This is a genomic window from Citrobacter sp. RHB20-C16, assembly GCF_013890155.1.
GTDB classification, from domain to species: Bacteria; Pseudomonadota; Gammaproteobacteria; order Enterobacterales; family Enterobacteriaceae; genus Citrobacter_A; species Citrobacter_A amalonaticus.
Map to the genome: position 1 here is coordinate 59526 of NZ_CP057631.1, position 12367 is coordinate 71892.

At 50.6% G+C, this 12367-nt stretch carries 15 protein-coding genes and 1 pseudogene; 15 read left to right on the top strand and 1 reads right to left on the bottom strand.

What is annotated here, in order from left to right; all coding sequences use genetic code 11:
• The first annotated feature begins 36 nt into the window (after positions 1-36).
• From HVX64_RS23660 to HVX64_RS23695, 8 genes are all read left to right on the top strand, one after another.
• Positions 37-237, top strand: a complete 201-nt coding sequence (locus tag HVX64_RS23660; protein WP_130097717.1) for a hypothetical protein — start codon at positions 37-39, stop codon at positions 235-237.
• A 3-nt stretch (positions 238-240) separates the two neighbouring features.
• Positions 241-1071, top strand: a complete 831-nt coding sequence (locus HVX64_RS23665; RefSeq protein ID WP_130097716.1) for an SPFH domain-containing protein — start codon at positions 241-243, stop codon at positions 1069-1071.
• Positions 1072-1146: 75 nt separating this feature from the next.
• On the top strand, positions 1147-1392 hold the full coding sequence (locus HVX64_RS23670) for a hypothetical protein (protein ID WP_130097715.1): 246 nt from the start codon (positions 1147-1149) through the stop codon (positions 1390-1392).
• Position 1393: 1 nt separating this feature from the next.
• Positions 1394-1780, top strand: coding sequence for a DUF2591 domain-containing protein (locus tag HVX64_RS23675; RefSeq protein WP_130097714.1), 387 nt, complete (start codon positions 1394-1396; stop codon positions 1778-1780).
• Positions 1764-2174 (top strand): hypothetical protein, encoded by a 411-nt coding sequence (locus HVX64_RS23680; RefSeq protein WP_130097713.1) that lies wholly within the window; start codon positions 1764-1766, stop codon positions 2172-2174. The genes HVX64_RS23675 and HVX64_RS23680 overlap by 17 nt, the downstream gene beginning before the upstream one ends.
• Before the next feature lie 67 nt (positions 2175-2241).
• Positions 2242-2517, top strand: coding sequence for a hypothetical protein (locus HVX64_RS23685; RefSeq protein WP_130097712.1), 276 nt, complete (start codon positions 2242-2244; stop codon positions 2515-2517).
• A gap of 216 nt (positions 2518-2733) precedes the next feature.
• Complete coding sequence (locus HVX64_RS23690; RefSeq protein WP_130097710.1) at positions 2734-3069, top strand: hypothetical protein; 336 nt, start codon at positions 2734-2736, stop codon at positions 3067-3069.
• Complete coding sequence (locus HVX64_RS23695) at positions 3069-3281, top strand: hypothetical protein (protein ID WP_130097709.1); 213 nt, start codon at positions 3069-3071, stop codon at positions 3279-3281. Before HVX64_RS23690 ends, HVX64_RS23695 begins: the two co-directional genes overlap by 1 nt.
• Before the next feature lie 562 nt (positions 3282-3843).
• Here the strand turns inward: HVX64_RS23695 and repA are convergent.
• The gene (gene repA / locus HVX64_RS23700) at positions 3844-4884 is read right to left on the bottom strand and encodes a replication protein RepA (RefSeq protein WP_130097708.1); all 1041 of its coding nucleotides are present in this window, start codon (positions 4882-4884) and stop codon (positions 3844-3846) included.
• A 712-nt stretch (positions 4885-5596) separates the two neighbouring features.
• On the opposite strand from repA, the gene HVX64_RS23705 reads away from it, so the two are divergent.
• From HVX64_RS23705 to HVX64_RS23735, 7 genes and pseudogenes are all read left to right on the top strand, one after another.
• Complete coding sequence (locus tag HVX64_RS23705) at positions 5597-6241, top strand: hypothetical protein (protein ID WP_130097707.1); 645 nt, start codon at positions 5597-5599, stop codon at positions 6239-6241.
• 75 nt (positions 6242-6316) lie between these two features.
• Positions 6317-6811 carry a GNAT family N-acetyltransferase gene (locus HVX64_RS23710; protein ID WP_130097706.1) on the top strand — a complete coding sequence of 165 codons (495 nt, stop codon included), beginning with the start codon at positions 6317-6319 and terminating at the stop codon, positions 6809-6811.
• Between the two features lie 169 nt (positions 6812-6980).
• Positions 6981-8066, top strand: a complete 1086-nt coding sequence (locus tag HVX64_RS23715; RefSeq protein WP_130097704.1) for a metallophosphoesterase — start codon at positions 6981-6983, stop codon at positions 8064-8066.
• A 230-nt stretch (positions 8067-8296) separates the two neighbouring features.
• Entirely contained in the window at positions 8297-10213 is a 1917-nt protein-coding gene (locus tag HVX64_RS23720) for an AAA family ATPase (RefSeq protein ID WP_130097702.1), read from the top strand.
• Positions 10203-10949 carry a hypothetical protein gene (locus HVX64_RS23725; protein ID WP_130097701.1) on the top strand — a complete coding sequence of 249 codons (747 nt, stop codon included), beginning with the start codon at positions 10203-10205 and terminating at the stop codon, positions 10947-10949. Before HVX64_RS23720 ends, HVX64_RS23725 begins: the two co-directional genes overlap by 11 nt.
• Before the next feature lie 10 nt (positions 10950-10959).
• On the top strand, positions 10960-11529 hold the full coding sequence (locus HVX64_RS23730) for a hypothetical protein (protein WP_130097700.1): 570 nt from the start codon (positions 10960-10962) through the stop codon (positions 11527-11529).
• Between the two features lie 74 nt (positions 11530-11603).
• A pseudogene (locus tag HVX64_RS23735) lies at positions 11604-12242 on the top strand (ATP cone domain-containing protein); the annotation flags it as partial.
• Positions 12243-12367 lie beyond the last annotated feature (125 nt).

Below are 12367 nucleotides of genomic sequence, written 5' to 3' on the forward strand. Positions count from 1 at the left end.
TTATCATTTCGCCACCATAACGACAAAAGGAAACACATGATCAAAGGTTATCTCATGGCGGTAGCGGCCCTGGTATCCGTCTTTTTCGTTTACGGTCTACTGGTTCCGTCGCTGATATCCGCTAAAAGCGATCTGGCCTTTCTCATTGGGCTTGTCGTCGCATTCGGCTTCCCGGTTATCTACTTTATCGCTGGCCGCAGGTATTTCAACTCACTCAAAAAATCTAAGGAGAAGTAAGTAATGAAGAAAGGTTTACTGGCGGTAGCTCTGGCTGCTATTTGCACAATGGGTCTGACCGGCTGCGATCGCGTGGAACCGGGATACGTTGGCATCAAAGTAAACAAATTGGGTGAAGACAAAGGTATCGGTGAAGTTGTCGGCGTTGGCCGCCAGTGGACTGGTCTGAATACCGAGCTGTACACCTTCCCAACTTTCAAACAAATGAAAACCTACGATGAGCCGTTTACGTTCCAGATGAGCGACGGTACAGCCATCGGTCACAAGATTGGTGTGGCGTATCTGGTTAACCGCAGCAAGGTCACGACCGTGTTCCAGACATATCGCAAAGGCGTTGACGACATTACCGAGACCGACCTGCGCCAGAAGATTGCAGACTCCCTGAACCGTCTGGCAAGTCGCATGACAACTGACTCTTTTATCGACGGTGGTAAAGCTGCTCTTCTGGACAACGCACTTAAAGATATTCAGGCAGAAATGTCACCGGTCGGCATCGAAGTAATCAGTCTGTCATGGGTGGGCAAACCCGACTACCCGACCACTGTCATCGAATCCATCAATGCCAAAGTTACCGCAAACCAGAGAACGCTCCAGCGCCAGCAAGAAGTTGAACAGCGTAAGGCGGAAGCGAACATGCTGCGTGAGCAAGCCGAGGGTGAAGCAGATGCGATCCGCAAACGTGCTCAAGCAGAAGCAGACGCTATCAAACTGCGCGGGGACGCACTACGCCAGAACCCGAACGTTATGGAACTGGAAGCCATCAACAAATGGAATGGTCAGCTTCCTCAGTACATGACTCAAGGGGCAAACACGCCATTTGTCGCATTGAAGTAACAGCCCCTGTTCAAACATACGGCGTCCACTTGGACGCCTTTTTTATCTGGTTAATATCACCACCAAGAAAACAAAATGTTTACTGATATGGAATTGATATCTGTAGAGGCAAAAGAAGTGACAACGCCACGCAGTTATCGTGTGGCAATCGTTGATGCCTGGTGGCTGATGAAAGACGGAAATGTCTTCAAAACGAAGTACCCAGGCAACTACCTGTTCAACCCCGACAAACATGTTGTAGAGAAGGTATTCGCAAGGCAGTTAAAGGACGGTTACAGCGTCCGGAAACTCCCCCTCGCGTTTATTGAATACAGAGGCTGAGATGAACGAGAAACTCCCTAAGAACTACTCCGAAATGACGGACTTTGAGATCAACTGTCTGGTCGCAGAAGCGACAGGCCACCAGCCACTTAATTCCAGTTATGGATGGAAAGGGATGCAGGACGATGGCTGCACCGCTGTGATTGCCAAAGGTCCTGACGGGTTTGGTTCTTTTGACTGGTGCAATGATCCGATAGATGCCTGGGACATCATTTACCGGTATCGCATTGGGGTCATCCCCGCCAGACAGCCAGGCGAGTGGAGAGCGGCCCACAGAAAAGTGGACGGCTCCACGCCACAGCATCTGATCCAGAACCCGAACCCTTTCAGAGCGGCAATGATCGTATTCCTTTTGATGCAGGAGAAGAAGCATGAAAAAACTCTATGACGCGGCCAACGCTGCACTGGATGTTGTCGATAAGGAAATCGCTCAGGGTTATCCGGAACCCGAGTGGGCGAAGCAGCTGCGCGACGCCATTGCTGAAATGAACGCCCCGGAACCGTCAGAGGATGAAGCCGACTGGCAGCGTTTCATCCGGATGTATGCAGAAGAGATTGGCCCGACGCCAACCGCTGAACAGGCAATGCTGCTCAAGTACTTCAAGGAGGCTGGAGAGGATCTGCCGGTCGATGATACACCGCACTGGTTTCACGCAGCCTGGCGGAAGTTCGACGTCATCTACACCCGCGGGCTGGGGAGCAAAGACATGATCGTCTGGCATCTCATGCACATCGATAAAGCCGTCGACCGCACGCTGGAAAAGTTCTTTCCACTGCCCTGAATAAGCTTATTGTGCGCCTTAATGTGCACAATATAATAATTAAGTACTTACCAATAAGGATAAGCAGATGAAGACTTTGGTTCGCATTACAGCCAGCACCGACTATGACGTATTCCCCCTGTTTATGGTGAAGTGCAATGGCCTGAATGAAGAAGAGATTCAGGCTGCAATTATGCGCATACTCCCAGAATACACAGGGCAGGATGCAGACTCCGTATTCGTTGATAAAGACGGTGTTTGCTGGAATAACGGTAATTGCTGGTACGTTGATGACACACGCCAGCTCAGCGACGAAGACGCTGCGCATCTTGAGCGGATTTTAGGCATCAGCACCTTTGAGTGATATTTACACATAAATACTTATAAGTTAGCATTTACCTACTATGAAGACTGTAATAGATACCTTATTACTCATTGTCTCGATAGCTTTTGTACTCGACTGCCTGTTTACAGGGACGATCCGGAAAGCTCTGGCACCCGTCAATGGCGCGATGGTCAACACACTGGCCGTCGTACTGGTAAGCAACTCAGCGTTCGAGGTGTTCAAAGGGGTCGTGGCATGAAGAAGATCGCACTGGCACTACTACTCCTGCCCCAATCTATTCTCGCTGATATACACGTTTATCAGTGTGAGATGTCTGTGGCCGAAACCAGTGAGGATAACCTCATCAGCCTCACCAGAGCGTCCTATGGCGCGATGGTCGTGGATAGCGGTGATCAGTTCTATGTGTTGCGTGACGATCGCATACTGTCTTCCCCCACCCTCACCCGGCGCAACGGAAAACTAACCGGCACTGGCGGGGACAATTTCGTTTTCAATAAATTCGGTGACATCTACGGCGTTCATGCAGAGAACGAGAGTTACCTTTTCGATGACTGCGAGGAGATTGGTTAATGGCTGTAACATTGGCAGGTCTTGAAATCGAAAAAACGAGCGGCTACTGGCGTGCGAAAGGTTTCAGACAACCCGGCTACTCAGAACGACTGGAACGTGAGGACGGTTACATCGTCCACCAGCGACATGAATGGCGCATGTACGATCCGGAAACAAACAAGCTCACCACGAAGGCCCAGACACTCTGGGGATTGTTGAAGAAGATCGTCTGATTCGATATCCACTGCGGTGAGTAAACAGCACCGCAGTGACGTTCCAACCACTATGGCGAGCAGAACACTTCCGGAATGACTCAATCCATAGTGGCTATCCACTATGGAGAGTAGCCCCTGCTTTCACACGCATTTCATTAACCACTGTAGTGAGTGGAGAGTAATTGTTTCCCGCGGTCATCCACTGTAGGGAGTGACAGGACGTGCCTTGCCATCGAGCAACCACTATAGAGAGTAAACATTCCCTCTCTATAGTGGTTATCTACTCTCCACAGTGGTTGCCTGGGTGTTTCTTCAGATAACCACTCACCATAGTGGACAGGCTATCACTAACAACCACTATAGTGAGCAATAAATGGCGCACACCCAGTGACCACTAACCTCGCAGTCCCCTGAACATCATGGTTAGTAATCACTAACACGAGAAAAATAATAAGCTTCCTACTGACTACAGTGGATAGCAGGTTTGGTTTTCACTCTCCATAGTGGTTGCCCAAACCCCAGAAACACAAAAGGCTCACTACAGTGGATAGTGAGCCTTTTACTCTCTACAGTGGTTACATCACTTTTTCGATTTGGCCTTGCGCAGCTCTTCGAGGATCGCCAGTTCTTCCTTGCTCAACATTACCATTTCCCCCTGCTCATCCTGCTGTCCTTCCACTACGTCATCTGGGATATCATCATCCGACTCATCGACACCTGCGTTGGTCGGTATCTGGGCCGGGCGTAATTTCGGATGTCTATAGTGGATAATAAAATACACAGAGCTTCCGCGCTTCACTTCGGTGAAATCGAGATAACCAATCTCTTTGAGCTGATCCATTGCCTTCCTGACTGTCGCATTCTGGGTAATGGTACGGCTGGTGAGATTAAGTCTGGCACGCAAACGTGCGAGTGATATCGGTGCCGGATCAGGTGGCAAACTCTCGATGAACGTGTAGAGCGCCTGGGCCGACTCTTTTCTTGAGAGTTCGTTGATGGCTCGCAGTTGTAGCAGTACCTTCTTGTCGAACTGGTAGAGTTCGAAAATCTTCGGGTCAGCCTTCAGCTCTACCGTGTCGTTCTTGGTACTGTACTTTGCCGTCTGTACCAGGTGCGTTACGTAAAACTCTTCTGAACCTTTGCTACGAAAAGAAATGGTGTTCGTGGCGATACGGCTGAGTGAGCTGTCCAGTCGCTTACGCAGCTTTGCGGAAGACCTGGCGGTAGGAATACCGCACAGTCGGACGAACTCAACGAATGGCAACGTGACAGTGTCGCCTACGACCTTGTGCTTGGCGAAGGCATGGATAATCCCTACCCACGTCTTAAAATCATTATCCATGTCCAGCCTGAGACCTGAGATGCGGATATCCTCATAGCCTTCAGCTTTGGCCAGCGACAGTTGCTTCAGTTCTTCGGTGGCGTCCATCGACACCATTTGTCCCTTTCTGCCCCTCGCAGTGGATTTCAATGTTGGAACGAATAGTCCTAAACGCATCAGAGCGACAGGCTGGACAGTGTTGTTGGTGTTAGGAACTAACGTAACAACTTCCCCGGTCTTTTTATCGGTTTCGGAGAAAGCCTCAATTATCGCTATGTTTTTATTGTCGTTTTCACTCATTCCAGTTGTCTCTTCTGCGCGACGGCGGATCATCACCTTAGCTGGTCATAGTGGATAGTAGCACTCATCATAGTGGTTGATATACTGCCTACAGCGGTTTTTCTGCTCCCCATAGTGGTTGCCTCACTCTCTACAGTGGATAACGATCATCTCTAAAGGCTTATGCAGCAAGGCTTTGCGGGGTGCGGGGATCTCTTTTTGATCTTGAAGGTTCTCTTTGGGATCTGAATTACTGGATCGGGGCTGTTGATAAATAACAGGGACTTGCACACAGAGCGTTCTGGGTAAGTTTGGGGATAGTTGGTGGGCTGTTTTCGGCCTTCTTTTGTGTATGCGCCAATATCGTCATAGACATCAGATGGTTGTGAAAAATTCAGGTAGAACAGTTATCCAAAGACCAGAGCAGTCTCTACTCTCTATAGTGGTTATCAACCGCTCTCCAGCGAGGTTACTTTGCTGTTCATAGCGGTTATTTTGCTCTCTACAGAGGTTGTTTGACTGTCTATAGTGGATAGTGATCACCTTCTAAGCCAGACGGCACAAGGGCTTGGAGGGTGCGGGGATCTGTATTGGATCTTGCTGTGATCTATTTGGGATCGAATTATTGGATCGAAACAGTGAATAATGGGGATAAGTAAAACAGGCATTTGCATTCATCAGTGTGCCTGGTACGTTATCTTCGTCTCCGACAAAAACAACCTGTACATAGCTTATGGATCTAAAACGCACGCGCTGGGTACGACGTCTTGAGGATGGTTCCTACACCATTGAGTCAAACAGTACCCTTAACAAGCAGAAACTTCTCTGCGAACTCTGTGGGATTGCATCGAAATGCCCGATTAATGATGCTCGTCTCAAACTTCATGAAGCAGGTGCTCATTTCCACCTGAACAGTTGCATCAGGTATGTGCCGCTCCTTGCATTTCGTAAACCGATCATCGGATTGGACGCTCCCTACTTCAACACGCTGCGTTCTGGCGTAACCTGGCGTGACAGACTCTCCCCAAGTAAACTGGTATGTCTGGTTGAGGCCGATACCGGGAAGATCATCCGCTTTGGTAAAGTCGAAAAGGTATACTCTGGCCCGGTTGATGAGATGCTGCGCAAACACAGTCGTTTCAACCATCTCTGTATGGGCGGCGAGAAGATCGAGAAAGTTAGCGAAGTGATCCGCAAATCCTACGGCCACTTCCTGAATGAAGATAGCCTGCTGACAGCTATCTACATTGGTCAGGTCAGCCGGGAGTTCGATACGGAGTATCACAGTGAAGAAGAGCTGAATTTGGTAGATCCGCGCCCAAAAGCAGGGGTGGTCGATATCAGGAAAGCACGTCAGAAGCCCTCAGACGCGATTTAAAGAAAAACTTGTGGTTTTACTCGTGGTTAAAATGGCGTAGCGTAGAGGGACGCTGAGAGCCAAATGGAATTATGCATGAGTGAATTTTACACAGAGTACGCAACCCTCGCGGATATCCCATTTCTTATGGCTGAATTTGAGGACGGCGCTCGCAGAGGCCACTTCTCCAGAGAGTTTTTGTCCTCAAAAAGCAACAAGGTGTTCGAAAAGCAGATCCGCGAAGCCATCAGAACTAACCAAGAAGGCAAGTACTCCGGACATTTCATCTACATTGTGATGCGCGATTCTGACGACACAAGAGCTGGCATCATCTGGCTGTGTGCCGCATTAGATCCGTCAGGCGCCCCCTGTCTGGAACTTCGCGCCGTGAGCATTATCAGAGAGCTACAGGGTAAAGGCTACGGTTCTAAGGTTGTCACAGAGATGCTGGAATCAAACCCTTCTCACGCAATCATGGCAAAGTGTTATCACAAATCCACCAGAATGGCAGATATGCTGAAACGGCGTGGATTCAGACTTATCGACACATCCCCTTCAGGTACGCAGCTGTTGTACCGAGACCCTCAGTAAACCCACCCGTCCGGAACGCTTTTCACCATTAAAAATAGGTATGTAATTACTTATATTATTTGTCATAATCATGTGCCTGAACTCTTCCTGTTGTGCCGTGTTGTCAGAGTTGTTCGCCTCTACAGCACGCTTAATGTCTGTATCAAAACAACCACAAAGGAAAAGACACATGACTGTTCCATACGGGGTGATTGCTGATCCCCATTATCATCGCTGGGATGCTTTTGCGACAACTAACGCTGACGGGCTGAACTCCAGACTGGAGATCCAACTGGAAGCGACCAAAGAAGCTGCCAGAACCATGAAAGCTGCGGGATGCCAGTACATGCTGGTGGCTGGCGACACTTTCCACGTTCGTGGTGCTGTATCCCCTTCAGTCCTGCACTTTGTCACTGAAACCTATGAATGGATTATCGACGAACTGGGCCTCAAGGTGGCGATGCTCGCGGGCAACCACGACCTCGAAACGAATGACTCTGTCTACAGCGCCAATGCAGCGGCGTCACTGCGATCTATTGGCGTGGAAATCGTCTGTGGTAAGCGTCCTCATGCAATCAAGGCGGGCGATGTCACTGTCCATCTGGTGAGCTGGCGTAACAACCACGCCGAGCTGATTAGCGATCTAAAAGCACTGCGTTCCGGACTGGAAGGCGACAAGCATGACGTGGTTGTTCATACCTCCATCAACAAGGCAATCCCCACCATGCCGGATGTGGGAATCGATGCGCAGGAACTGAAAGACATCGGATTTCGCCTGTTACTGTCCGGGCATTATCACAACCATAAAGAAGTGCTGCCGGGCGTGGTAAGCATTGGCGCACTGACTCACCAGAATTGGGGCGATGTGGGTTCGCTGGCGGGTTTCATGATCGTGAATCCTGACGGCACATTCACCCACCACGAAACCTCTGCGCCCAGGTTCGTGAACCTGGAAGATGATGTCGACGACGACCAGATCCGCGGCAACTACGTGCGCTTTCGTGCTGTCGTCGGGAGCGATGAAGAAGGCATCAAACTCCAGAACGTCCTGAAAACGATGGGCGCAAAAGGTGTTGTCTGCAACTTCATCCGCAAAGCCTCGATGATGGAAGGCTCAGCCAGTACTGCCGAAACCAGCAAGATTGACAGTCTGGGCGAGTCTGTGGCGGCGTACTGCAAAATCGTCCACGACACGGATGGCGGTTTTGACCTCGCACGGCTGGACATGTTGTGCCAGGAAATCCTGACCGAAGCGGAGAGCGCGGAGGCAGTGTGAATTGGGATCAATCTGGTGGCCTTTGGGACTTCATCGAGATGATGAGAAAACTTGAAAGTGGCCAGACGGTGATGTTCCAGAAGCCTTACCCACCAAAAGGAAATCGTGTGGCGTTTTATCTTGGAAGTCTGTCGAAGAAAGGAATTCTTCAACGTAGATCTTTCCCCGCCCACACAGAGTTCAGATTGAAAGAAGGTCAGACATTGCACTGACAGAATGAAGGTCGTTGTATGAAATTTTTAAAACTACAGGTCGAGAACTTCATGGCGCTTGCCAGTGCCGAGGTTGAGTTAGACCAGCGTGGTCTGGTGCTGATCCAGGGGGTGAACAGTGGTGACACGTCTGCCGCCAGCAATGGTGCTGGGAAATCCACACTGATGAACAGCTTAATGTGGTGTCTGTATGGTGAGACTGCACATGGCGTCAAAGGTGATGATGTGCTGTCTACAGGCCACGAGAAGAACTGCCGGGTGATGGTGACAGTAGAAGACGAAGGCAAGAAATACGCGATCATTCGCCATCGCAAACATAAAGAGTTCAAGAACCGGCTCATTGTCCGTGGTGAAGACGGCGACATGACCAAAGGAAAAGACACACTGACGCAGGAGTTCGTTGAGCGCCTGATTGGTGCCTCAAAAGAAGTCTTCATGGCGTCTATCTATGCCAGTCAGGAAGCGATGCCAGATCTTCCAGGCATGTCAGACAAGAACCTCAAAACCATCGTGGAGGAAGCCGCTGGCGTCGACCGGTTAACGCGTGCCTATGCCATTGCTCGTGAGCGTGCTAATGCAGCTGCCGCACGCATGGATGTTACTAAATCCAAAATGGACGCCTGTGTCACGCTTATCGAGACCGCAAAGTCTGAGATTGAGGCGGCCAAAGCGTCCTCTGAGAGCTGGGAGCGCGATCGCGGCGCACGTCTGGACAAAGCCCGGGTCGATTTGGCTGGCGCCGAGGTAACGCTGTCTGAAGTCGTGATGGAAATCCGCACGCTGCCTGAACAAATCCGCGATACGGAGAACGCTATCGCCGGTGAACGTGGGAAGCTGGCCTCCAAAGAAGAGCATGATGCCAAACTGCTGAAGGTGCGCGGTGCGATTACGGAGATCCGCTCAAGCATCCGTACTTCAGAAGCGGCACAGAACGAGTCGATGAACCGCGCTCGCTCGTTTAAAACCAAAGCAGAAGAGGTCAGCACAAAAGTCGGAGCACCTTGTGTTACGTGTGGAAAGCCCTACTGCGAAGAAGATTTGTCCACCGTGAAGGAGAGTTTCATTGAGCAAGCGCGTAATGAGATCGGCCAGGCGCAGGCATCAGCTGCGGCAGTGGCTCAACACAAAGCTCGTCTTGAGAAAGCGATCGGCATCGAGACTGCACTGGTCGCAGCCACACCTGACGTCTCAGAAATCATCGCCAGAATCGAACGCCTGACCAATGAACTAAGTGCGCTGCGCCACCGTGAACGTGAAGTTGTGGCCGTCGAAGCGATGGTGGCGCGGGCGCGTACTGACGTGAATCGCATCGTGGCAGAAGTAAATCCATTTCTGGCCGTTATTAAGCGTCACGAAGATAACCTGGCTGCCAATAAATCTAACTATGCAGTATTAAAAACAGAGTTAAAGAATATGCAGGAGCAGGCTTTACTGTTGGAGAAAGCTCGCCAGGTGTACTCACCAGCCGGTGTCCGTTCTCACATCCTGACTTCTGTCACCCCGTTCCTGAATATCAGAACTGCGGAGTATCTCAACACGCTTTCAGACGGCAATATCGTGGCCGAATGGTCTACGATGGAAACCACCAAGAAAGGCGAATATCGCGACAAGTTCAATATCAGTGTGAGCAAAACCGGTTCCAGTAAGTCCTTCCAGACGTTGTCTGGTGGCGAGAAGCGAAAGGTTCGTATTGCTTGCTCGCTGGCGTTGCAAGATCTGGTCGCCAGTCGTGCCAGCAAGAGCATCGAGTTGTTTATCGGTGATGAGATTGACGATGCGCTGGATACTGCCGGTCTGGAGCGGCTCATGGGGATTCTGGAAGCTAAGGCTCGTGAGCGCGGCACGGTGATGATCATTTCCCACAAGGAGATGAAGTCGTGGTTCCGGGAAATCATTACTGTCGAAGTGAAAGAGGGGCGTAGCTATGTCGCTTAATCTGAGCCGCACGCAGTTCTTGCAGATGTTCGCCGTAATGCAGTCCATCAGGTTGATTAACTGCTACACCGCCGCCGACGTTGCCCCCAGACTTGCCTGGTATAACAGCAATATTGAGACAGAGCAGTTTGTGGTGCTGACCAGTCTGCTGTCCGAGACGCCGCGGATGTCTAATCTGGAATCCATGCCGTCAGGAAGTACAGCCCCAATTCTGATTAATCCATTTGCGGAAGGCGGTTATCTTCCTCACTCCGGGGCGGGGTTCGTGGTGATCCCGGAGACCGGTGAGCTGAACATTAAAGAGGATGCGCTTTACGGGGCAATGGCAGCGCACACCATCATGGCGTTCACTAATCTGATTCGAAGAGTGAATACACGGGCCGACCAGGTTGCCATGCCTGGCCAGGCCTTTTCCTGCATGACCCTTGATTGCGACGCGTATGGGAAATTTTCAAATCGAGGCAAACTGAGCTTCGATACTGACGATGGTAAGAGCGCAGTGATAGAGGTTTCTCTGCCACACGTGTTCCGCGTGAACGCGAGAGCCTCACGTATGCTGATCGACATTATGTGTAACTTCATCGGCCAGAGCATGATGGACGCAGATATTGAGTCAGGTGTGCTGACGAGCGATAGCATTCACGTGGTAAGCCGTATTCCAGAGCCTGCCGGCAAGGCCCATGCAAAGAGCCTGGAAGAGAAATTAATGGAATGCCCGATATGGGCAACATGGTAAGGAGATCTGTATGAGTAAAATCATCCGTGTGGTTGGTGTCGACCCCTCAATGAGCAACTTTGGCCTGGCTATGGGGACACTTGATCTGGAAACCGACAAGCTGAGCATTCATGGGCTGACGCTCGTGGAAACCAAAGCAGGTGGTAACAAAAAGACGGTTCGTGTTAACAGTGACGACCTGCGCCGCGCCAATGAAATCTGGCGAACAGCGAAACCCATCATCGATCAGGCGCATATGGTGTTCTGCGAGTTGCCGGTTGGTAGTCAATCAAGTCGCGCTCAGACGTCATATGGGATTTGTATCGGAGTACTGGCTTGCGTCGATAAGCCACTGATTCAGGTCACGCCAAACGAGATAAAGCATTACGTCGGGAATAAACTGACTACGTCAAAGGAAGAGATCATCCAGTGGGCTACACAGAAGCAACCAGATGCCCCATGGCTTCGCAGGAAGCAAGCTGGCAAGGAAGTGCTCGTCAACAAGAACGAACACCTTGCAGACGCCATAGCATCGATTTACACCGGTATGCAGACTGATCAGTTCCGTCAGGTTCGCGACGTCCTTTCCGGGATTCTTTAAGCCTGAATTGATAGGTAACTACTTATTTACTAATATAAGACCACGGATAAAGTGGCCTTTTTAATGGGTAAGATATGACAAGGATCGTTAAACGCAATGGCTCAATTGAGCCGTTGTCAGAAGAGAAAATTAACCGCGTTCTGATGCGCGGCGTAGAGAATATCCGCAACGTCAGCGCTGCTGCCGTGTCTTCAGGCGCAGCTGCGTCCATCTTCGACGGAATGACCACCAGACAGTTGCACGAGACACTGGTGAAGGCAGCTGCTGCACTGACTACTCCCGCTACACCGAACTACTCACGCGTTGCCGCACGGCTGATCATTTCCGGGATACGAAAAGACGCTTTTGGTCAGTATGACTACCCGGTGTTTTATCGGCAGATCATGAACGGTATAGACAAGGGCGCATACGATGCCGGGCTGCTGAAATCCTATGAGATTGAGGAAATTGAAGAGCTGGGGATCTACATCAAACCTAAGCGCGATGAGCTGTTCGATTATGCCGCGACCGTTCGTCTTCTTGGCGAATATCTGGTGCGCGATGGAGTGAACGCACTTCCCATTGAGGGGCCGCAGCACGTCTTCATGCTGACGGGTATGTGTCTGTTCCAGAGCTGGGAAAACGGAAACGCAGGCAAAACCCGCATGGAGATGGTCAAGGCTTTCTATGACTTAACCAGTACGTTCAGGCTGTCTCTGCCAGCGTCAATCATGACGATTCGGGATCTGGGACGAGTACCCGGCTTCCCCGAGATCGAAGTGGATGCGATGGCCTGGATGAAATGCTGGCTGCTGTCAGAGTTATCTGTTCGCTGACCTTTGAGCCGAGTATTACGATT